Source organism: Acidovorax sp. A79, assembly GCF_041154505.1.
In the GTDB taxonomy this organism is placed as follows: Bacteria; Pseudomonadota; Gammaproteobacteria; order Burkholderiales; family Burkholderiaceae_C; genus Acidovorax.
Genome location: NZ_AP028672.1, coordinates 3,874,034 through 3,896,376 on the forward strand (window position 1 = coordinate 3,874,034; position 22,343 = coordinate 3,896,376).

The following is a 22,343-nucleotide window of genomic DNA, read 5'->3' on the forward strand; positions in this document are numbered from 1 at the left end:
ATGGCGTTGAACCTGTCAAAGAAGCTCTGGCGCGTGAAGGAGATGGCGCGCAAGGAAGGGGTGTTCGCCGCCTTGCGGGCCGTGGTGCGCCGCCTGCGCCAGGGGCCTGGGCGGTATGTCGATGTCTTTCGGCACTACGGCTTTGCGTTGCCCTATGTCCTGCCGGCCCAGCCGGGCGAGCCCGCAAAGGGGTCGCTGCTGTGGTTCATCCCGGACTTCAATCTCGGCTCCGGCGGTCATCTGAATATTTTCCGTACCATCTGGCATCTGGAGCAGATGGGATACACGTCCAGCATCGTGATCGGTGCGCCCGTCATGCACCAGGATGCGCAAGAGGCCCGCGATGCCATTCGCGAGCACTTCTTTCCCCTGCAGGCGCAGGTGCTTCTGGGGCTGGAGAACTTGCCGCCATGCGAATTTGCGGTTGCCACAGGCTGGGACACGGCGTACGCGGTCCGCGCATTCACCGGTGCCACGCACAAGCTGTATTTTGTGCAGGATTACGAGCCGCATTTCTACCCGGTGGGGTCCGAGTCGGTGCTGGCGCAGAATACCTACCACTTCGGTTTCTTCGGCATCACGGCAGGGGGCTGGCTGGCCACCAAGCTGGCGCAGGAGTATGGGATGGTCACACATCCTGTGGGTTTCGGCGTGGAACTGGAGCGCTACCGGCGCCTGCCGCGCAGGGAGCCCGAGATACGCCGGGTTTTCTTCTATGCGCGTCCCCCCACGCCCCGGCGGGCATTTGAAATCGGCCTGCTGGTGCTGAATGCCGTGTGGGAGCGCATGCCCAACACGCAGTTCGTGCTCGCAGGCTGGGACACCGCCGGCTACCATATTCCGTTCCCCCATCTTGCCTGCGGCACCGTGGCGCTGGATGATTTGCCCGATCTGTACAGCCAGTGCGACGTGGCGCTGGTGCTCTCGCTGACGAATGCCTCGCTGCTGCCCCTGGAGCTGATGGCCTCCGGCTGCGCCGTGGTGTCCAACCGGGGCCCCAATGTGGAATGGCTGCTCAACGACGACGTAGCCATGCTCGCCGATTCTTCTCCGGAGGGCCTGACCAACGCGGTTTGCGCGCTGCTGCAGGACGATGCGCGGCGCCATGCCCTGAGCGAGTGCGCCGAAGTGTTTGCCCGGGCGCAGACCTGGGACATGGTGGCGAAGGACTTCGAGTCGGCCCTGTTGCACGCCCGGGCCCAGAATCCGCGGGGCGAATCCTGATGCGTTGCGCGATTCTCGGAGGAGCGGGTTTCCTGGGCCGCCACATTGGCCGGGCCATGGCGGCCGAAGGAGCACATGTGTGGTCGGTCGACCGCGCATTGCCCGCGCCGGGCAGCGCCCCCTGGTTGGCTGGCGCAGTGCAGGCGGACTGTTTTGACTTGCCCTCCTGGTGGGATGCGGTGGGAGGGGCGGACGTCATCGTTCACCTTGCTTCCTCCACGGTGCCAGCCACGGCCAGTCAAGATCCGATCCAGGACGTGCAGACCAATCTGGTGGGCACGTTGCGCCTGCTGCAGGCGCTGCGTCAGAAGGCTGCACGTCCCAGGTTGCTGTTCGCATCCTCGGGAGGCGCCGTCTATGGTCGGCCGCAGTCGGTACCGCTGGCAGAGACACACCCCACCATGCCCATGGGCGCCTATGGGGCCACCAAGCTGGCGATCGAGCACCATTTGCGCATCGAGGAGGCGCAACACGGCCTGCCGTGCCGGATACTGCGTTTGAGCAATCCGTATGGGGAATGGCAACAGCCCCACGGCGTCCAGGGGGTGATCGCTGTTTTTGCGCACCGCGCGCTCAAGGCACAGCCTGTGGATGTATGGGGGGATGGTTCCGTGGTGCGCGACTTTGTCTATGCCGCCGATGTGGGGCGGGCTTTCGTGGCCGCCTCGCGCCATGAGGGGGAGGCCCGGGTCTTCAACATTGGTGGCGGCGCGGGGCACAGTGTCAATGACATCGTGCGCACGCTGGAACAATTGATCGGTCACCCTGTGGAACGGCGTGTATTCCCGGCACGCCCGTTTGATCCGCCCGTCAATGTGCTGGACATTCAGCGCGCCCAGGAAGAACTGCACTGGAAGCCGGCCATGGCTTTCGATGAAGGGGTGTCCAAGTCGGTCGAATGGCTGCGGACGGTGGCATGACGCGTCCTGTATCTCCTTCCTCCGCCGTGTCTTCGGCCGCGCCACGCAATCCGCGCCAGTTGTGGGTGCTGTGGCGGTATTGGATGATGCGCGAGTTCAAGACCCGCTATGCGGGCTCGGTACTGGGCTTTGCGTGGGCGTTCGTCCAACCCCTTGCCACCCTGGCCATCTTCTACGTCCTGTTCGGGCTGGTTCTTGCCGTGCGCGTTCCGGGTCTGGATGTGGGCAACGGCTACCTGCTGCACTTGCTCGCCGGGCTGGCCGTTTGGCTCCCCTTCACCGATGCGATTGGACGGGGCGTGGGAAGCCTGGCCGCCTATGAGGATTTTCTGCGCAAGCAGCCCATGCCGGCCGAAATCCTGCCTGCGGTATCGGTGGGCGGGAGCCTGCTGGTTCTCGGGATCGGCTATGGGTTGCTGCTGGTGCTGTCTGTGGCGCAGGGTGTGGGGCCCTACGCATCGATGGCGTGGCTGCCTGTGCTGGTGCTGGCACAGATTGCGTTGACCTTTGGCCTTACCCTGTTGTTGAGCATGGCCCACTTTCTCTGGCGTGATGTGGGTTCGATGGTGGCTTTCGCGTTGCAGCTTTGGTTCTATGTGACGCCCATTGTTTACCCGCTGTCCCAGGTGCCCGAGAAGTTCCATGGCTGGTTCCTCTTCAATCCCTTGGCGTGCCTGGTGCTGATGGTGCAAAGCACGGTGCTGCACATGCCTGTCCCGCCGGGAACTCCGGTGGCCCTGGCTGTCTGGGTCGTGCTGCTGGCGGGGGGCGGATGGTGGTTTTTCCGTTCCATGAAGTCGGCATTGGGCGAGGCCTTGTAACGCCATGACCATACGCTTTGAGGGCATAGAAAAAACCTACATGGTGTACGGCCGCCCCCAGGACAGGCTGTGGGAGTGGGTGACCCGCAGGCAGCGCCACCGCGTGCACGTGGCGCTGACCGGCGTGGACTTTGAAGTCCAGGCAGGAGAAACGTTTGGGCTGATCGGTGAAAACGGCGCGGGCAAGAGCACCTTGCTGAAGATTGCCGCCGGCACCATTCGGCCTACCCATGGCCAGGTGTCGCAGGAAGGCCGTGTTGCCGCGCTGCTGGAACTGGGGGCCGGATTCCACCCGGAGGAGTCAGGCTACGACAATATCCGCTTCATGGCCGCACTGCATGGCCTGGAAGGCGGTGCCATGGAGGATTTCATCATCCGGGCCACCGCATTCTCCGAGTTGACCAGGGAGACGCTCCAACGGCCGGTGAAGACCTACTCTTCAGGCATGTTCATGCGGCTGGCATTTGCCGCGGCGACGGCCATCGATCCCGACGTGTTGATCGTGGACGAGGCCCTGTCGGTGGGGGATCTGCATTTTCAGAAGAAGAGCCTGAACCGCATCCTGGAGCTGCGCGAGCGTGGCGCCACCGTGCTTTTCTGTTCCCACAACCTGTACCAGGTGCGCAGCCTGTGCCAGCGGGCGGCGTGGATTCACGGTGGCCGCATACAGGCCATCGGGTCGACGGAGGATGTGGTGACCGCCTATGAATCGCACGAGCGGCGCAGGTATGCCCATTTGCGCGTCGAGTCGCATGAGGCCGCAAAGAAGGACGATGCGGCGGAGCAGCCTGCAGCCGCCGCTGCCTCGGGCGCGCCTTTGGTGAAGATTGCGGGCCTGCTGATCGAGACAGGGGACGGTATCAACCCCGCGCAGGTGGATTCATTCCAGGATCTGTTGGTGGAGATCGAGATCGAGTCCTATGCGGATGCGCCGTTCCATGTGCTGTTTGCGATAGTCCGCCCGGACAAGGACAATGTCTTCGGCACCAGTACCCAGTTCCGCGCCGGCGGTTCACCGCTGCAGGGCATCGGCAGCCACCGTATTCGCGCCCGGTTCCCGCGATTGCCGCTGCTGTCCGGCGAATACCTGTGGAGTGTGTATGTGCTGGACGATTCGGGGATCCAGGTGCTGGACATGGCCGAGCTCATTCAGCCCTTTACCGTGCTGAACCAGCGGCACCGCGAGTTCGGTGTGGCCTGGCTGGAGCACGAGTGGGTGCTGGTGGAATGACGCGTGCCTGGTCTCTCGACCTGCTTTTCCCTTCCATTGCCCGATTGCCCACGACCCTTCCCTGGAGGCTGGCTGGGCGGATAGGGCGTGAATCTGCGGCAGAGCGTGAGCACCTGCTGGGCTGGCTGGAGGGGCTGTTTGCGCGGGTTTTCCCAAAGGCCACTCAGATGGAGCATGCCCAATGGGCGCGGGCCCATCTGGCCATGCTGGCGCAGGAGATGGTGGATGCGATGGCCTTCAGCCGGCTGGGCCGGCCCGGAGGGCCGACGATTGAACTCCAGGGGGTGGAGTTCGCCAGGAATCTGGCCCGCCAGGGCAAGGGCTTCATCCTTGTCCTCAACCACTATGACCGGCTCCTGACGGCACCGGTTGCCTTGGCGAGAGAAGGGGTCTCCACCAACGTCCTGACCATGCCGGTCTTGGACAACCCGGAGCTTGGGGCCTCGCAGCGCCGTTTCTTGCTGCGAAAAATTCAAGGCTATACCGAGGTGACTGGTGGAAAATGGCATACCACCAGCGATGGACTGCGCCCGGTGCATGAAAGCCTCAGGGCGGGGCAGGGGTGGGTGATTCTGGCCGATGCCTGGCGACCCGAGTTTGGCCGTTTGCGTGGCAGGCCCTTCCTGGGTGGGTGCCTGAACCTGCCCACGGGGATTGAGCGCTTGGCTCAATCCACGGGCGTTCCGTTGCTGCATGCCGTGACCTATTCGCACTGTCCAGACCGTCTGAAGGTTGTCGTCGAGCCATTGCCCGCAGATCCCGGCCACGCGATTGACACAGTCATCCAGCGGCTGGAACAGGACGTTCTTGCCCGCCCTTGGGCGTGGTGGCAGTGGGGACTGTGGGATCAGATGTGGCAGCCGGCCTCGGAGGCGGAGGGAAAACCATGACCAATATTGAGCGATACGACTACGCATTCGATCCGGACGGCGAGGAGTGGGCCGCCCGGTTGCTGCGCCGTATTCCGTCCGACGGAGGCTCGGTGCTGGAACTGGGCCCCGGGCCCGGGGCCATGACCCGTGTCCTGCTGGCGCGGGGCCATCGCGTCACGGTGGTTGAAAACGACCCCGAAGCACTGGAGGTGCTCAAGACGCTGGGCGTGGAGGTCATTCCCGGAAATCTGGATGGCACGGACTGGCTGGATGCGATCGCGGGCAGGCGGTTTGATGCGGTGATGGCCTGCGATGTGCTGGAGCACCTCAGAAAACCGGAGGACGTGCTGCAGCGGTTGAGCGAATTTGTGGCCCCCATGGGCCGCCTGCTGATCTCCGTCCCGAACATTGCCTATGCCGGGGTGCTGGCGGCGATGCGCAATGGCATCTTCGACTACTCGGACAAGGGCCAGCTGGACAGGACCCATGTCCGGTTCTTTACCAAGCGCAGCATTGAAAAAGTACTGCTGGACTGCGGGTGGGCTCCCCGGATCTGGGAGGCCAACAGGGTGCCTGTCGAATGCAGCGAATTCGCCTGGTACTGGAGCGCCCTGCCCGGCGAGCAGCGCCAGGCCTTGCTGGCGGGGTGGCAGGATTTCGATGTGTACCAGTGGATGGTGGTGGTCACGCCCTCCATCGACGCTTCCGCCTGGGAGTTGTCCGAAGCACGTGGCACAGCGGACAGGCTGCGCGACGAGTTGCAGGCACTCACGGTGGTGCACCAGCGTGAGCGCGCATCGTTGCTGGAGCACCAGAAAGCCTTTTCGGAAGCCAAGGAAATCATCGCGAAGATGCAGCTGGAGATCAAGGATCTGCGCACCGACATGGAACTGCTGCGGACGGAAAAGACCGCGGTGGAGGCCGAACTCTCCGCGCTGCAAGCGCAGCCCCAGCCCGAACCTCCTCCTCCTGCAGGCCCATGGCTGCGGCTGCAGCGCAGACTCCTGGGCCGCGCGGACGGCGCGTGACGGATTGCGGAACGGACATGTTGCTCGGGGTTCCTGATTTCACGGCATCGCATGACGGCGTGGACAGCATCGGTGCGGATTGCCGGATCGATTCGTCCGTTTCCGTCATGCGGTTTGGGCAGCGCCCTGGCGTGCTGTGCCTGTCGGACGGGGTCAGCATCTACGCGCAGACAAGGCTGGTGCTGGGGGATGTGGTCGCGGACCCTTGCGTGGGAATCCGCATCGGCGCCCGCACCATTGTCAACGTGGGCGGCTATCTGTCTGGCGAAGGGGGCTTGGAGATTGGCGAGGACGTTTTGATCGGCCCCCACGTCAAGTTGCTGTCGGCCGGCCACGCCATAGACGAAGGGGATGCGGTCATCGCGCGCAACCGCATCACCCGCGCAAAGATCGTCGTGGAGGACGGCGCCTGGATAGGGGCCGGAGCCATCGTGCTCGAGGGGGTTACCATCGGGCGCGGCGCGGTGGTGGCCGCCGGCGCGCTTGTGCGGCAGGATGTCCCCGCGGGGATGGTGGCGGCGGGAATGCCCGCTCGGCTGCTGCGCTCGCGCCGTGGGGATGCATGGCCGGCGGCACTGGCCCCCGTGCCATCCACCTGGTTTGAACGGGTCGGGGTCCGGCTGAAGAGCTTCTTGTACCAGGGACGCGGTGCCAAATGACAAGCAAGAGTGAATTTCGCAGAAGCTCCGACGGGCGCGGATGGGGATCGAACATGGTGGAAAGCCTGCGCAGGGCGGCGATTACAGTGATCTTCCTGATGGGACTCCCTGCCTCTTCCTGGGCCGACCAGGTGTGGGAGTTCGTGGACAAGGATGGAGTGACCCACATTGGCAACGTGGCGCCGGGGGCGGCCGCGTCGCGGGGGCTGGTCTGGCTCCAACGTGTGCCTCCTGCCTCCGTGATGAGGAGCAAGGAGCGCGGCACCTCCGCACTGCAGTTTCCTGGCTACGACGATGTCAAGCAGCACCTGGAGGCGGCGGCGGAGGCGCAGTCGCTGGATCCGGCATTCGTGATCGCCGTTGCCGCTGCGGAATCGGCCTTCAATGTGAAGGCCGTTTCGCGCAAGGGCGCCCTGGGCTTGATGCAGGTGATGCCCGCGACCGCCGAGCGCTATGGGGTCGCGGCCCGTCCGCCTTCAGAGGGAGAACATGCCGCCATGGAGCCCAAGGTGAATGCGCAGATCGGCACACGCTATCTGGCGGACCTGCTGCGCATGTTCGATGGCGACAAGGAGCTGGCGCTGGCGGCCTACAACGCCGGGGAAGGAGCCGTGATCAAGCATGGCCGCCGGATTCCGCCATATCCCGAAACACAGCAGTACGTGGAAAAGGTGATGCGCTTTTACCGCGGTCTGGCCCGGTAGTGGCCCTGGATCGGGCAGCGTGGGCTTTTCCGTGATCCGTCGGTGCCTGCGTTGGCCTGCTGGGTGGGGTCCGTGCGTGGGCACCCAGGGCGCCACTTCCGGCTTCCTGCAGTGGGGGGCCGTATTCCAAGCCAACCGCATGGGGCTGCCGGTGCGGGTGGCGCCAGCTAGCGCTTTCTTACAGGCATCCGCGCAGAGTACGGGTACCATCGGCCGCTCATGATCTGGTTATCTGTGGTGGCATTCATCGTTGCAGCGTTGGCGGCAGGGTTCATCGTGCGGTGGATGCGCAGCCACGCTTCCGTGTATGGCAGCAGCATGCCGCAGCGGTTTCACCTCGGGGATATTCCCCGCCTGGGCGGGGCCGCGCTGCTGTTGGGTATCGCGTGCAGCTGGAGCCTGGGCATGCTGCAGTCGTCCCATTGGGGAGATCCTGGTTCCCTCAGGCTGGGGGCGTGGGTCGGCGGCTGGCTGGTGGTCTTGCTGCCGGCTGCTCTGGGGGGGATCGCGGAGGACATGACCCAGCGCCTGTCCGTCCGGTATCGGTTAAGCCTGACGGGCGCGTCCGGTGCCCTGGCGGTGGTGTTGCTGGACCTGTCCCTGCCCCGCATGGGGTGGCCCTGGCTGGACTCCGTGCTGGCCGCTGCCCCGTGGCTGGGCATCGCCATCGTTGTACTTGCCGTTGCGGGGCTGCCCCACGCGTTCAACATCATCGACGGCTACAACGGCCTGGCGGGCATGGTTGCACTGATCGTGTGCCTGGCCTTGGCGCACGTGGCATTGCAGGTGGGGGATCGCGCCCTGGCGGCGCTGCTGGTGTCCACCGCCGCCGCCACCGGGGGATTCCTGGTGTGGAACTACCCGCGGGGAATGCTGTTTGCCGGCGATGGCGGGGCGTATATCTGGGGCGTGGTCATCGCCTTGGCCAGCATTTCGCTGGTGCAGCGCAATGCCGACGTGTCGCCCTGGTTCCCCATGCTTTTGCTGATCTACCCTGTCTGGGAAACGATCTTCTCGATCTATCGCAAGACGGTGCGGGGCGTGTCACCCGGCGTGGCCGATGCACTGCATTTTCACCAGCTGATCTACCGGCGCATCGTGCGGGGCGTTTTCCACGACGACGAATCCCGCAGGGTGCTGATGCGCAACAACCGCACATCGCCCTACCTCTGGGGCTTCACCTTGCTCACGGTGGTGCCGGCGGTGCTGTTCTGGAGCAATACCCCGCTGCTGATGGCGTTTTGCGGCTTGTTCGTCATCAGCTATGTGATGGCGTACCTTGCCATCGTGCGGTTCAAGGTGCCGCACTGGCTGCGCCACTGAGGGCTGTTGCGCAGGCCACCCCAGGGTGCCGCGCGAATGCGGCACAATTTGCGCCTCACCGTTTTCTCTGGATGGCCCGCCTCCATGACCGACCTTCTTTCGATTGCTCCGCGCGACAAGGCTGAAATCCTGGCCCAGGCGCTGCCCTACATCCGCAAGTTCCATGGCAAGACCATGGTCATCAAATACGGTGGCAACGCCATGACGGACCCTGCGCTGCAGGCCGACTTTGCCGAAGACGTGGTGCTGCTCAAGCTCGTGGGGATGAACCCCGTGGTGGTCCACGGCGGAGGCCCGCAGATCGAGACGGCCCTGAACCGCCTGGGCAAGAAGGGCGAGTTCATCCAGGGCATGCGCGTGACGGACGCCGAGACCATGGAAGTGGTCGAGTGGGTGCTGGCCGGCGAGGTGCAGCAGGACATCGTGGGCCTGATCAACCAGGCCGGCGGCAAGGCCGTGGGGCTCACGGGCCGCGACGGCGGCATGATCCGCGCGCAGAAGCTCAAGATGGTGGACAACAAGAACCCGAGCATCGAGCACGACGTGGGCCAGGTGGGGGACATCGTGGCCATCGACCCGAGCGTGGTCAAGGCGCTGCAGGACGATGCCTTCATCCCCGTCATCAGCCCCATCGGCTTCGGCGAAAACAACGAGAGCTACAACATCAACGCCGACGTGGTGGCCAGCAAGCTGGCCACGGTGCTGCAAGCTGAAAAACTCATGCTCCTGACCAACACGCCCGGCGTGCTGGACAAGGCGGGCAACCTGCTCACCGACCTCACGGCCCGCGAGATCGACGCGTTGTTCGCCGATGGCACCATCTCCGGCGGCATGCTGCCCAAGATCGCGGGCGCGCTCGATGCCGCCAAGGCCGGCGTGCACGCCGTGCACATCATCGATGGCCGTGTGCCGCATGCCATGCTGCTCGAAATCCTGACCGACCAGGCCTACGGGACCATGATCCGCTCGCATTGACCCTTTTTCGTAGCCTGCTATGCGCCTGCTGTTGGTTGAAGACGATGTCATGGTGGCCAGCGGCATCAAGTTGGGCCTGACCGACGCCGGATACGCCGTGGATTGGGTCGGCAGCGGGGAGCGCGCCGAAGAGGTGCTGCGCACGGAGTCTTTCGACGCGGCCATCATCGACATCGGCCTGCCCGCCATGGATGGGCTGGAGCTCACCCGCCGCCTGCGCCGTCCCGACATGATCAGCCCCGCCATGCCCGTGCTGATCCTGACCGCGCGCGATGCCCTGCATGACCGCGTGCAGGGGCTGGACCTGGGGGCGGACGACTACATGGTCAAGCCCTTCGAGCTGCCCGAGCTGCTGGCCCGCCTGCGGGCCCTGCTGCGCCGCTCGCAGGCCGCCACGACTGCGGTGCTCAGCTTCGGGCCGCTGGAGCTGGACACGGCAGGCCGCCGCGCGAGCATCCGCACCGGCGAAGGGGAGCAGGTGATCGAACTGGGTCCCCGTGAATGGACCGTGCTCGAATACCTGCTCATCAACGCCCCCAAGCCTGCGAGCAAGGACAAGCTCCTGCAGGCCCTGACGGGGTGGGACAAGGAGATCACACCCAATGCGGTGGAGGTCTACGTCTCGCGCCTGCGCGGCAAGCTCGAGCCGCATGGCGTGGCGCTGCGCTCGATCCGCGGGTTCGGCTACCGTCTGGAACTCCAGGCCGCCTGAGCGGAATCGGTCTGGCTCAGCGCCCGCGCCGGTGAAGACCCACCATGACGATGCCGGACCGGGCCCCTCCTTCCCAGCGGCTTGGCCTGCGCGCCATGACCTCCGACCTGCGCAACCGGCTGCTGCTTTTGCTGGTGCTGCCCTTGTGCCTGCTCGCGCTCGCGGGCGTGTGGCTGGACTACCGCTCGGCCGATGAGGCCGCCGGACGGCATGACCAGCGCCTGCTGCGGCTGCTTCCGGCGCTGGCCGATTCGGTACTGGCACCCGCGATCCGTGACAACGAGCCGCCCCTGCTGCTGCTGGCGCCGCCGGTCGAGGACTTCCTGCGCCAGAACGCCGGGTTTGCCGGGTACAGCGTGCGCGACGCCTCCGGCCGCCTGCTGCTGGGGGACGACTGGGTGCACAGCGCCGTGCCGACCACGCAGGCCCCCGAATTCCACAGCGTCGAATTTGGCGGCGTGACCTACCGGGTGGCCGTGCAGCGCGGCCGCACGGGGGCCGGCGAGCTGGTGGTGGCGCTGGCCGACGGGTCGGACCCGCGCCAGCAGTGGGCGCAGCAGCTTCTGCTGCGCGTGCTGCTGCCCAACCTGGTGCTCGTGGCCGCCGCCGCGCTGGCCATCCACTGGGCCGTGGGGCGTGCATTCAAGCCGCTGGTGGATCTGGCCGAAGCGGTGGAGCACCGCTCGCCGCGCGATCTCAGCCCCATCGACGAGGCCTCGTCGCCCGCCGAGGTGCGCCCGCTCGTGCATTCGCTCAACCGGCTGTTCGCGTTGGTCAATGCGCAGGCGGAAGGGCAGCGCCGCTTCGTGGCCGACGCGGCGCACCAGCTGCGCACCCCGCTGGCGGGCCTGCAGGCGCAGGTCGAGGCCTGGGCGATGATGGCCAAGGCCGCCGGCCCGCGGGTATCGCTGCCGGATTTTGATCGACAAATGCCGCTGGCGCAGGATGGTCAAGCGAAAGGCGCTATTGTTTTAGGAGTTGATCAGATCGAGAAGCTGCGCAATGCCACGCGCCGGACCTCGCAGCTCGCGCACCAGCTGCTGGCCCTGTCGCGCGCCGACGCGCGCAGCCTGGATGCGCAGCCGCCGCAGCGCGTGGACCTGAAGGACCTGTGCGAGGCGCTGCTCGAGACCTTTCTCGATCCGGCCACCGGCAAGGGGCTGGACCTGGGGCTCGACGTGCAGCCCGTGCATGTCACCGGCCATGGCTGGCTGCTGCGCGAATTGCTGTCCAACCTGGTGGACAACGCCATCAAGTACACGCCGGCGGGGGGCATTGTCACCATCCGCTGCGGCATGCGCCAGGGGCGCACCGGGCCACCCCGCGTGTACCTGGAGGTCGAGGACGACGGCCCGGGCGTGCCCGAGGCGGAGCGCGCCCGCGTCATGCAGCGCTTTTACCGCGTGCCTGGCACGGTGGGGGAGGGCACGGGCCTGGGGCTGGCCATCGCCGACGAGATCGCGCGCGTGCACCGCGCCTCCCTGACGCTCGGGACGGGCCCCCAGGGGCACGGGCTGCTGGTGGCTGTGGTGTTTCCGCTGTAGATCCGCGCCCGCGCGCTCCTTGCGCGTGTCCGTGCGCGGGCCGGGCAAAAGCCTGTGCGAGAATCATTTCCATACATGATTTACGCCTGCCGCTGGCCCGTGCATGCCCATCCGGCATGTGAACCGGGCGCCGGGTGCCACTGGCCGCATGGCCCTACCAGAGCCCCTGTCCTGCATGTCCGAACTTTCTCCCCTTCCAGAGCCCGCCAGTACCGACGACGCGGGTGACACGCCGGCCGCGCGCAAGCGGCCCAAGCCGGGCGAGCGCCGCGTGCAGATCCTGCAGGCGCTCGCGGCCATGCTGGAGCAGCCGGGCGCGGAGCGCATCACCACCGCCGCGCTGGCGGCGCGCCTGTCGGTGAGCGAGGCGGCGCTGTACCGCCACTTCGCGAGCAAGGCGCAGATGTTCGAGGGGCTGATCGACTTCATCGAGCAGTCCGTGTTCACCCTCGTGCAGCAGATCACCGGCCGCGAGGTGCCCGACCCCGCCCAGCCGCCCGACGTGGGCCAGCGGCAGGCGGCGCGCATCGTGGCCGTGCTGCTGCAGTTTGGCGAGCGCAACCCCGGCATGGTGCGGGTGATGGTGGGCGATGCCCTGGTGTTCGAGCACGAGCGCCTGCAGCAGCGCATGAACCAGTTCTTTGACCGCATCGAGTCCACCCTGCGCCAGTGCCTGCGCCCGGCCGCGGCGGGCTCCGCGACGCCCACGGTCGATGCCCAGGTGGCGGCCAGCGTGCTCACGGCGTTTGCGGTGGGGCGCCTGCAGCGCTATGCGCGCTCGGGTTTCAAGCGCCCGCCTTCCGAGCACCTGGAAGCCAGCCTCGCGCTGATCCTCTAGCACCGCCACGCTGGCGGTGCCGCCGGCGGGGCCCCGGCACGCTGGAGAGCGGGCCCGCCAGGCGGTGGCGCCGCCGCAACGGGTGATTTGGGGGCCGCTCCCTATTTTTTCCCGGGGTTTTGGCCGGTCGCTGAATTTGCTGCAGAATAGAACGAACGTTCGTTTTTATTTGCCAGCATGTCCGCCACCTCTTCATCCAGCCAGGTCACCCGCATCCCGCGCGCCCGCAGCGGTACCGGCCGCGCCCTGCAAAAGGGCCAGCAAACCAAGGCGGCCATTGTCGAGGCGGCGCTGGGCCTGGCCACGCACATCGGGCTGGAAGGCCTGTCCATCGGGGCGCTGGCCGATGTCACGGGCATGAGCAAGTCGGGCGTGTTCGCCCACTTCGGCTCGCGCGAAGAGCTGCAGATCTCCGTCATCCGCGAATACCACACCCGCTTCGAGCAGGAGGTGTTCTACCCCGCGATGTCCGCGCCGCGCGGCGTGGCGCGCCTGTCGGCCATGTTCGACAACTGGATGAAGCGCACCTCCATCGAAATCGACTCGGGCTGCATCTACATCAGCGGCGCGGTCGAGTTCGACGACCGCACCGGCCCCGTGCGCGACGCGCTGGCCAGCTCGGTGCTGACATGGCACGCCGCCATGCGCCGCGCCATCGAGCAGTGCAAGGGCCTCGCAGAGCTGCGCGCGGACACCAATGCCGAGCAGATGCTGTTCGAGATCCACGGCCTCATCCTCGCGCTGCATTACGAAGCGCGCTTCCTGCAGACCCCCGGCTCCATGGGCCGGGCCGTGCAGGGCTTTCACAACATCCTGGCGCGCTACAGCGCCGACACGCCGGCCGCCGCCGCGCCAGCCACCCCTGCTGCCGCCAAGCGCCGCAAAGTTTCCAACCAAACCACCACCTCCAAGGAGTAAACCCATGCCTACCTACACGCCGCCCCTGCGCGACATGCAATTCGTCATGCACGAAGTGCTCAAGGTCAGCGATGAATTCAAGGCAATGCCGCCCCACGCCGAGGTGGATGTGGACACCATCAATGCCGTGCTGGAAGAAGCCGGCAAGTTCGCCGCCGAAGTGACCTTCCCGCTCAACATCAGCGGCGATACCGAAGGCTGCGTGCTGGACAAGGCCACGCACGAAGTCAAGCCCCCGTCGGGCTTCAAGGACGCCTACGCCAAGTACGTCGAAGGCGGCTGGGCGGCGCTGTCGTGCGACCCCGCCTATGGCGGCCAGGGTCTGCCCTTCGTGCTGAACCAGTGCCTGTACGAAATGATGAACTCGGCCAACCAGGCGTGGACCATGTACCCCGGCCTGTCGCACGGCGCGTACGAAGCCCTGCACGCCCACGGCACCGACGAGCAAAAGAAGATCTACCTGCCCAAGCTCACCAGCGGCGAGTGGACCGGCACCATGTGCCTGACCGAACCCCATTGCGGCACCGACCTGGGCCTGTTGCGCACCAAGGCCGAACCGCAGGCCGACGGCACCTACAAGATCACCGGCAACAAGATCTTCATCAGCGCCGGCGAGCACGACATGACCGCCAACATCGTGCACCTGGTGCTGGCCCGCCTGCCCGATGCGCCCAAGGGCAGCAAGGGCATCAGCCTCTTCGTCGTGCCCAAGTTCAACGTGAAGGCCGACGGCTCGCTGGGCGAGCGCAACCCGATCTTCTGCACGGGCCTGGAGCACAAGATGGGCATCCACGGCAACGCCACCGCGCAGATCGCCATCGACGGCGCCATCGGCACCCTGGTGGGCCAGCCCAACAAAGGCCTGGCCGCCATGTTCGTGATGATGAACGCTGCCCGCCTGGGCGTGGGCAACCAGTCGCTGGGCCTGACCGAAGTGGCTTACCAGAACGCACTGGCCTACGCCAAGGACCGCATCCAGATGCGCAGCCTGTCGGGCGTGAAGGCCAAGGACAAGGATGCCGACCCCATCATCGTGCACCCCGACGTGCGCAAGATGCTGCTCACCGCCAAGGCGTACGCCGAAGGCGGCCGCGCGCTGCAGATCTTCTGCACGCTGCTGCTGGACAAGGTGCACAGCCACCCCGATGAAAAGGTGCGTGCCGAATCCGAAGAGATGGTGGCGCTGCTCACCCCCATCGTGAAGGCCTTCATCACCGACAACGGCCACATCAGCACCAACGCCTGCATGCAGGTCTTCGGCGGCCACGGCTTCATCAAGGAATGGGGCATGGAGCAGTACGTGCGCGACAACCGCATCAACATGATCTACGAAGGCACGAACACCGTGCAGTCGCTGGACCTGCTGGGCCGCAAGATCCTGGGCAACAACGGCGCCACGCTCAAGAAGCTAGGCAAGCTGATCGGCAAGCTGGTGGAAGAAGAAGGCGTGAACGAGAAGATGGCCGAGTTCATCAACCCCGTCGCGATGTTGGGTGACCAGATGACCAAGTTCACCACCGAAATCGGCTTCAAGGGCATGCAAAACCCCGACGAAGTGGGCGCCGCCGCCGTGGACTACCTGCGCGTGGCCGGCCACCTGGTGTTTGGCTACCTGTTCGCCCGCATGGCCCAGGTTGCGCTGCGTGAGATCGCTGCCGGCAACACCGACCCGTTCTACGGCGCCAAGCTGCAGACCGCGCGTTTCTACTTCGCCAAGCTGTTCCCTGAAACGGCGACGCTGATGCGCACGGCCCGTGCCGGCAGCAAGGTGCTGATGGACACCGATCTGGCCCTGGCCTGATCGGTGCATCGTGCGGATTTCAAGCCTTTTTGCCACGGAGCGCTTATGTACAAAGCGGTAGCAGCTATTGTTTTGGTAGCGGGTGCGTTGCCGGCCTGGGCGCAGATGACGCCTGAAGGCCTGTGGCGCAACATCGACGACAAGACCGGCGAGGCCAAGGCGGAGATCCGCATCCGCGACATCGGCGGCGGCGTGCTGCACGGGGCGCTGGAAAAGCGCCTGTCCAAGGACGCCAAGCCCGACGATGTCTGCGACGAATGCTCGGACGACCGCAAGGGCAAGCCCCTCCTGGGGCTGGAGATCATCCGTGGCGCCAAGAAGGCCGAGGGCAAGGAAGTGTGGGAAGGCGGCAAGATCCTCGACCCCGAGAACGGCCGCAACTACACCCTGCGCATGACCCCCATCGACGGCGGCAAGAAGCTCGAAGTGCGGGGCTCCATCGGCCCCTTCGGCCGCTCGCAGACCTGGATCCGCGTCCAGTAAACCCAACGCCCGTGGCCTGCCTGCCCGTCTGCCTGCGCCGTGCCCGGCGCGCGGCGGCGCCAGGCCACCAACAAGGAACCAACCCATGTCCCGATTTCAAGTGAAGAAAGTCGCCGTGCTCGGCGCAGGCGTGATGGGCGCGCAGATTGCCGCCCACCTCGTCAACGTGAAGGTGCCCGTGGTGCTGTTCGACCTGCCCGCCAAGGAAGGCCCGAAGAACGGCATCGTCACCAAGGCCGTCGAAGGCCTCAAGAAGCTCAAGCCCTCGCCCCTGGGCGTGGCCGACGACGCGGCGCTGATCCAGCAGGCCAACTACGAAGAGCACATGCACCTGCTCAAGGAATGCGACCTCGTGATCGAGGCCATTGCCGAGCGCATGGACTGGAAGCTCGACCTGTACACGAAGATCGCGCCCCACGTGGCCAAGCACGCCATCCTGGCGTCCAACACCTCGGGCCTGTCGATCACCAAGCTCTCCGAAGTGCTGCCCGAGAGCATCAAGCCGCGTTTCTGCGGCATCCACTTCTTCAACCCACCGCGCTACATGACGCTGGTGGAGCTGATCAACACCCCCACCACCCAGCCTGAAGTGCTCGACCAGCTTGAAGCCTTCGTCACCAGCGGCCTGGGCAAGGGCGTGGTGCGCGCGCACGACACCCCCAACTTCGTCGCCAACCGCGTGGGCATCGCCGGCATGCTGGCCACCATGAAGGAGGTGGAGAACTTCGGCCTGACCTATGACGTGGTGGACGACCTCACGGGCAAGAAGCTCGGCCGCGCATCGAGCGGCACCTTCCGTACCGCCGATGTGGTGGGCCTGGACACCATGGCCCACGTGATCAAGACGCTGCAGGACAACCTGAGCATCGAGACCGATCCGTTCTACGAAAGCTTTGGCACGCCCGCGGTGCTGAAGAAGCTGCTGGAGCTGGGCAACCTGGGCCAGAAGGCCAAGGCCGGTTTCTTCAAGAAGGTCGGCCGCGACGTGATGCGCTTCGAGCTGGACAGCGAAGAGTACGTGCCCGCCGGCCAGAAGGCCGACGAGGTGTATGCCCGCATGCTCAAGAAGCCCGCCGCCGAGCGCCTGCGCCTGCTGCGCAACGCCGAAGGCGCGCCCGGCCAGTTCCTCTGGGCCATCCTGCGCAACGGCTTCCACTACGCCGCCGTGCACCTGGGCACCATCGCCGACAACGCGCGCGACGTGGACCAGGCCATGCGCTGGGGCTTCGGCATGAAGCAGGGCCCCTTCGAGCTGTGGCAGGAAGCCGGCTGGCTCGACGTGGCGAAGATGATCCAGGAAGACATCGACGCCGGCAAGGCGCTGTGCAAGGCGCCGCTGCCCGAGTGGGTCTTCAAGGGCCCCGTGGCCGAAGCCGGTGGCGTGCACACCGCGCAAGGCTCGTGGAGCGCATCGCAGAACAAGTTCGTGCCCCGCCGCCAGCTGCCCGTGTACGAACGCCAGATTTTCCCCGAGACGCTGCTGGGCGAGACCAACCTGCCCGACTGGCGCACCGCCGGCACGACCATTGCAGAGTCCAAAGCCCTGCGCACCTGGACGCTGGATGGCCAGGTACTCATCGCCAGCATCAAGAACAAGATGCACGCCATCAGCCCTGAAGTGATGGAAGCCCTGACCGAAGCCGTGGAGCTGGCCGAGGCCGAGTACCAGGGCATGGTCATCTGGTCCGGCGACGCCCCGTTCAGCGTGGGCGCCGACCTGGAAGCCACCATGCCGGCCTTCATGGTCGGCGGCGCCGATGCGGTCGAAAGCATCGAGCAGGAACTGCAGAACCTGATGATGCGCATCCGCTACGCGCAGGTGCCCGTCGTCGCGGCCATCCACGGCATGGCGCTGGGCGGCGGCTGCGAGCTGGCGGTGTACTCCGCCAAGCGCGTGGCCCACATGGAAAGCTACATCGGCCTGGTCGAAGTCGGCGTGGGCCTGGTGCCCGGCGCGGGCGGCCTGACCTACATCGCCCGCCGCGCGGCCGAGAACATGGCGGCATCCACCGGCAAGGACATCCTGCCCTTCCTGACCGAAGGCTTCACCGCCGCCGCGATGGCCAAGGTGGGCACCAGCGCGCTCGAATCGCGCAAGCTCGGCTACCTGCTGGAGTCCGACATCATCGTCCCGCACAAGGACGAACTGCTGTTCGTGGCCATCAACGAAGCCAAGTCCATGGCCGCCAGCGGCTGGCGCGCGCCGCACAAGCGCCTGTTCCCCGTGGCGGGCCGCAGCGGCCTGGCCACCATCAAGGCGCAGCTCGTGAACATGCGCGACGGCGGCTTCATCAGCGCCTACGACTTCAAGGTCAGCACCATGATCGCCGAAGTGGTCTGCGGCGGCGATGTGGATGCGGGTGCGATGGTGAGCGAGGAATACCTGCTCACGCTGGAGCGCAAGGCGTTCTGCCACCTGATCGCACAGCCCAAGACGCACGAGCGCATTCTCGGAATGCTCTCCACGGGCAAGCCTGTTCGCAACTGACCGGCATCACCATGACGAGCCAAGCCCCCAACAAACTCCAGCGCTCGCTGATGCGCCTGGACGAGGCACCCGCCTTCATGCGCGGCTTCGTGCAGAACATCATCCTGCGCCGGGCCGTGCCCTTCACCGGCACGGCCGGGGTGAAGTTCGTGTCGCTCACGCCCGAGCGTGTGGAAGTGCGCCTGCCCAATGAGCACCGTGTGCACAACCACATCGGCGGCGTGCACGCCTCGGCCATGAACCTGCTGGCCGAAACGGCCACCGGCATGGTGGTCGGCATGAACGTGCGCGACGACTGCATCCCGCTGGCCAAGGAGCTGTCCATGGCGTTCAAAAAGCGCGCCACCGGCGGCCTCAAGGCCGTGGCCACGCTGACCGCCGAGCAGCGCGCCGCCATGCAGGCCAGCGACAAGGGCGAGGTGCAGGTGCAAGTCACCGTGACCGACGAAGCCGGCGTGGAGCCGGTCGAATGTGTATTTACGTGGGCCTGGATTCCTTCCAGCCGCCCCGCCAAGCATTGAAGGAGTTTCAACACCATGGCTCAAAAACAAGTCCAGGACGCCTACATCGTTGCCGCCACGCGCACGCCCATCGGGCGCTCCGGCCGCGGCTATTTCAAGAACACCCGCCCCGATGACCTGCTGGTCGCCGCCATCCGCAGTGCGATGACCCAGGTCCCCACGCTGGACCCCAAGGCGATCGAGGACGCCATCATCGGCTGCTCCTTCCCCGAGGGTGAGCAGGGCATGAACATGGCCCGCATCGCCGTGGGCCTGGCGTTCGACCACCCCGTGGGCGGTGTGACGGTCAACCGCTTCTGCGCCTCGGGCATCACCGCGCTGCAAATGGCCGCCGACCGCATCCGTGTGGGCGAGGCCGACGTGCTGATCGCCGGCGGCGCCGAGTCCATGAGCCTCGTGCCCATGGGCGGCAACAAGCCGTCGTTCAACGCCGAGATCTTTGCGAAGGACGAGAACGTGGGCATCGCCTACGGCATGGGCCTCACGGCGGAGAAGGTGGCCCAGCAGTGGAAGGTCAGCCGCGAGGCACAGGACGCGTTCGCCCTCGAATCCCACCTGCGCGCCATCAAGGCGCAGAAGGCCGGTGAGTTCAGCGACGAAATCACGCCCTTCGAGGTCGTGGAGCGTTCGCCCAACCTGGCCACCGGCGAAGTGGTGGAAAAGCGCCGCACCGTGAACCTGGACGAAGGCCCTCGGCCCGACACGTCCCTCGAAGGCCTGGCCAAGCTCAAGCCCGTGTTTGCGGCGCGCGGCAGCGTCACGGCGGGCAACAGCTCGCAGACCAGCGACGGCGCGGGTGCGCTGATCGTGGCCAGCGAAAAGGCGGTGAAGCAATTCGGCCTGACGCCCCTGGCGCGTTTTGTGAGCTACGCAGCGCGCGGCGTGCCGCCCGAGATCATGGGCATTGGCCCCATCGAAGCGATTCCTGCGGCCCTGCGTTATGCGGGTCTCAAGAGCGATGACATTGGCTGGTACGAGCTGAACGAGGCGTTTGCGGCCCAGTCGCTGGCGGTGATCAATACGCTGGGCCTGAACCCTGCGAACGTGAACCCCATGGGCGGCGCCATTGCACTGGGGCACCCGCTGGGCGCTACTGGTGCCATCCGCGCGGCGACGGTGGTGCATGCGCTGCGTCGGCACAAGCTGAAGTACGGCATGGTCACGATGTGCGTGGGCACGGGACAAGGCGCCGCCGGCATCATCGAAGCTCTTTGAGTTAGCTGGCTACTGCGCGGGCCATCTGCGTCGTTGGGCGGTGCTCGGAATCCTCACGTACTAGGCAAGTACGTTCCGGTTCCTGTGCTCCGTCCGCCTGGCAGCTGATCCCGCTCGCCACGCCCTGGAGGGCGGGGTGTGAAGGCAGGTGAATGGGCGGGGTAAGACTTGATTGCTCTCACCCAAACCGTTCGGGCTGAGCCTGTCGAAGCCAGGGTTCTGCCCTCAGCGATAGTTTTCTTTTCAAGCCGGCGCAGATCGGTTTCGAACCAAGGAGACAGACATGGACAAGCAAACTTTGCAGGTCAACGGGGCAGTGTCATTGGCGCTGCGTGTCTACCAACCCGAGGGCGCTCCGCGCGCCAGTGTCGTGATCGGCGGCGCGATGGGGGTGCGGCAGTCGTTCTACGAGGCCTTTGCGCTGTGGATGGCGCAGCAAGGGTTTCGGGTCACCACGTTCGACTACCGGGGCCATGGCGATTCGTTGCAGGGCGCCATGCGCGATGTGAAGGCGGACCTGTTCGACTGGGCACAGGACTACGAGGCGGTGATCACAGCCGCCAAGGCCGCGATGCCGTCGCAGCCGCTGTACTTGCTGGGCCACAGCCTGGGGGCGCAGTTGCCGGGCCTGTTGAAAAAGCCCGAGCAGGTGGATGGCTTGCTGAGCGTGGCCGCGGGCAGCGGCTACTGGCGCGACAACGCACCGCAGCTCAAGCGCATCGTTCCGTATTTCTGGTGGGTGCTGGTGCCGCTGGCCACGCGGCTGTGCGGGTACTTTCCGGGGCGCACGCTCAAGAAGGTGGGCGACCTGCCTGCGGGGGTGATCCTGCAGTGGCGGCGCTGGTGCTTGCATCCTGCCTACAGCGTGGGTGCCGAGGGGCCTGCGGTGGCGCAGAGTTATGGCGCGGTGCGGTTCCCGGTGCTGGCGCTGTCGATGGCCGACGATGAGCTGATGACCTTGCGGGGCACGCACAACCTGGTGAATTTGTACGCCAACACCGAGCGCCGCGTGGAGAGCATCACGCCGGCCGATCTGCAGGTGCGCCGCATCGGGCACTTCGGTTTCTTTCGCGACCAGTTTCGCCAGAGCCTGTGGCCGCGCGCGGCGGCGGCGCTGGCCGCCCTGGGTGGCGGCGTGCACCACGGCGAAGTCTCCGGTACGACGGCCTGAGCGGTCGTTTCGCGGCACACTCGCAGCATGACTTCCTCTTCATCCACTTCTTCGTCCTCCGCAGCCCACCCGCTGGACGAGGCGCTGCAACTGACGGCCTCGTCCGCTCCGACCGGCCAGTACGAAGGGCAAACCCACCCCGGCTACTGGAACATGGTGGGCCCGTTTGGTGGCATCACCGCCGCCACGCTGCTACAGGCCATCCTGCAGCACACTGACCGGCTCGGCGACCCGTTGTCGCTCACCGTCAACTACGCGGGCGCACTGACAGCCGGTGCGTTCACCGTGCAGGCAACGCCCGTGCGCACCAACCGCTCTACCCAGCACTGGACGCTGTCGATCCTGCAGGCCGGTGCTGACGGCGCGCAGGTGGTCACCACCACCGCCACGGCCGTCACGGCGGTGCGCCGTGAGACCTGGAGCGTGGGCGATGTGCCCATGCCCGAGGTGCCTCCCCCCGCGGAGCACAAGGCCATCGTCGCGCCCAAGGGGGCGGTGGAATGGCTCAGCCGCTATGAGATGCGCCCCATCGCGGGTTTCATCCCGCGCACCTGGGACGGCAGCGGCGACCACAGCCTCACGCAGCTGTGGATGCGCGACGCGCCGCCGCGCCCGCTCGACTTCACCTCGCTGGCGGCACTGGCCGACGTGTTCTTCCCCCGCGTGTGGCTGCGCCGTGCGCGCCAGGTGCCTGCGGGCACGGTGTCCATCACCGTGTACTTCCATGCCACGGCAGAGCAGTTGCAGGCCACGGGCTCCGGCTACCTGCTCGGCCAGGCGCGCGGGCAGGAGTTTCGCAACGGTTTCTTCGACCAGACCGTGCAGCTGTGGAACGAGGCTGGCACCATGCTGGCCACGAGCCACCAGATCGTTTACTACAAGGAATAGGAAGTCG

At 66.1% G+C, this 22,343-nt stretch carries 21 protein-coding genes; all 21 read left to right on the plus strand.

Features of this window, described 5'->3' with window-relative positions:
* Window positions 1-1,224 (plus strand): glycosyltransferase family 4 protein, encoded by a 1,224-nt coding sequence (locus tag ACAM51_RS17750; protein WP_369641363.1) that lies wholly within the window; start codon window positions 1-3, stop codon window positions 1,222-1,224.
* A 56-nt stretch (window positions 1,225-1,280) separates the two neighbouring features.
* Window positions 1,281-2,144, plus strand: a complete 864-nt coding sequence (locus ACAM51_RS17755) for an NAD-dependent epimerase/dehydratase family protein (RefSeq protein ID WP_369641364.1) — start codon at window positions 1,281-1,283, stop codon at window positions 2,142-2,144.
* Between the two features lie 26 nt (window positions 2,145-2,170).
* Window positions 2,171-2,965, plus strand: coding sequence for an ABC transporter permease (locus tag ACAM51_RS17760; RefSeq protein WP_369641365.1), 795 nt, complete (start codon window positions 2,171-2,173; stop codon window positions 2,963-2,965).
* Between the two features lie 40 nt (window positions 2,966-3,005).
* A complete protein-coding gene (locus tag ACAM51_RS17765; RefSeq protein WP_369641366.1) occupies window positions 3,006-4,196 on the plus strand; it encodes an ABC transporter ATP-binding protein in 1,191 nt (396 codons plus the stop codon).
* Window positions 4,193-5,086 carry a lysophospholipid acyltransferase family protein gene (locus ACAM51_RS17770; protein WP_369641367.1) on the plus strand — a complete coding sequence of 298 codons (894 nt, stop codon included), beginning with the start codon at window positions 4,193-4,195 and terminating at the stop codon, window positions 5,084-5,086. Before ACAM51_RS17765 ends, ACAM51_RS17770 begins: the two co-directional genes overlap by 4 nt.
* Complete coding sequence (locus ACAM51_RS17775; protein ID WP_369641368.1) at window positions 5,083-6,096, plus strand: class I SAM-dependent methyltransferase; 1,014 nt, start codon at window positions 5,083-5,085, stop codon at window positions 6,094-6,096. The genes ACAM51_RS17770 and ACAM51_RS17775 overlap by 4 nt, the downstream gene beginning before the upstream one ends.
* 17 nt (window positions 6,097-6,113) lie before the next feature.
* Window positions 6,114-6,755 carry a DapH/DapD/GlmU-related protein gene (locus tag ACAM51_RS17780; protein ID WP_369641369.1) on the plus strand — a complete coding sequence of 214 codons (642 nt, stop codon included), beginning with the start codon at window positions 6,114-6,116 and terminating at the stop codon, window positions 6,753-6,755.
* Window positions 6,756-6,853: 98 nt separating this feature from the next.
* On the plus strand, window positions 6,854-7,459 hold the full coding sequence (locus tag ACAM51_RS17785) for a lytic transglycosylase domain-containing protein (protein WP_369641370.1): 606 nt from the start codon (window positions 6,854-6,856) through the stop codon (window positions 7,457-7,459).
* A gap of 219 nt (window positions 7,460-7,678) precedes the next feature.
* Complete coding sequence (locus ACAM51_RS17790) at window positions 7,679-8,782, plus strand: glycosyltransferase family 4 protein (RefSeq protein ID WP_369641371.1); 1,104 nt, start codon at window positions 7,679-7,681, stop codon at window positions 8,780-8,782.
* Between the two features lie 84 nt (window positions 8,783-8,866).
* Window positions 8,867-9,757, plus strand: a complete 891-nt coding sequence (argB, locus tag ACAM51_RS17795) for an acetylglutamate kinase (RefSeq protein WP_218293204.1) — start codon at window positions 8,867-8,869, stop codon at window positions 9,755-9,757.
* A gap of 19 nt (window positions 9,758-9,776) precedes the next feature.
* Complete coding sequence (locus ACAM51_RS17800; RefSeq protein ID WP_218293205.1) at window positions 9,777-10,469, plus strand: response regulator transcription factor; 693 nt, start codon at window positions 9,777-9,779, stop codon at window positions 10,467-10,469.
* A gap of 95 nt (window positions 10,470-10,564) precedes the next feature.
* The gene (locus ACAM51_RS17805) at window positions 10,565-12,013 is read left to right on the plus strand and encodes a sensor histidine kinase (protein ID WP_218294383.1); all 1,449 of its coding nucleotides are present in this window, start codon (window positions 10,565-10,567) and stop codon (window positions 12,011-12,013) included.
* A 175-nt stretch (window positions 12,014-12,188) separates the two neighbouring features.
* On the plus strand, window positions 12,189-12,851 hold the full coding sequence (gene slmA, locus ACAM51_RS17810) for a nucleoid occlusion factor SlmA (protein ID WP_218293206.1): 663 nt from the start codon (window positions 12,189-12,191) through the stop codon (window positions 12,849-12,851).
* 177 nt (window positions 12,852-13,028) lie between these two features.
* Window positions 13,029-13,769: a TetR/AcrR family transcriptional regulator gene (locus ACAM51_RS17815; protein WP_218293207.1), complete on the plus strand. Its 741-nt coding sequence runs from the start codon at window positions 13,029-13,031 to the stop codon at window positions 13,767-13,769.
* Between the two features lie 4 nt (window positions 13,770-13,773).
* On the plus strand, window positions 13,774-15,570 hold the full coding sequence (locus tag ACAM51_RS17820; protein ID WP_369641372.1) for an acyl-CoA dehydrogenase C-terminal domain-containing protein: 1,797 nt from the start codon (window positions 13,774-13,776) through the stop codon (window positions 15,568-15,570).
* 45 nt (window positions 15,571-15,615) lie between these two features.
* Entirely contained in the window at window positions 15,616-16,053 is a 438-nt protein-coding gene (locus ACAM51_RS17825; protein ID WP_218340494.1) for a DUF2147 domain-containing protein, read from the plus strand.
* Between the two features lie 85 nt (window positions 16,054-16,138).
* Window positions 16,139-18,541 carry a 3-hydroxyacyl-CoA dehydrogenase NAD-binding domain-containing protein gene (locus tag ACAM51_RS17830; RefSeq protein WP_369641373.1) on the plus strand — a complete coding sequence of 801 codons (2,403 nt, stop codon included), beginning with the start codon at window positions 16,139-16,141 and terminating at the stop codon, window positions 18,539-18,541.
* 11 nt (window positions 18,542-18,552) lie between these two features.
* On the plus strand, window positions 18,553-19,062 hold the full coding sequence (locus ACAM51_RS17835) for a DUF4442 domain-containing protein (protein WP_369641374.1): 510 nt from the start codon (window positions 18,553-18,555) through the stop codon (window positions 19,060-19,062).
* Between the two features lie 15 nt (window positions 19,063-19,077).
* Window positions 19,078-20,277, plus strand: coding sequence for an acetyl-CoA C-acyltransferase (locus ACAM51_RS17840; protein WP_369641375.1), 1,200 nt, complete (start codon window positions 19,078-19,080; stop codon window positions 20,275-20,277).
* Window positions 20,278-20,560: 283 nt separating this feature from the next.
* The gene (locus ACAM51_RS17845; RefSeq protein WP_369641376.1) at window positions 20,561-21,448 is read left to right on the plus strand and encodes an alpha/beta fold hydrolase; all 888 of its coding nucleotides are present in this window, start codon (window positions 20,561-20,563) and stop codon (window positions 21,446-21,448) included.
* Between the two features lie 27 nt (window positions 21,449-21,475).
* Window positions 21,476-22,336, plus strand: coding sequence for an acyl-CoA thioesterase (locus ACAM51_RS17850; protein ID WP_369641377.1), 861 nt, complete (start codon window positions 21,476-21,478; stop codon window positions 22,334-22,336).
* Window positions 22,337-22,343 lie beyond the last annotated feature (7 nt).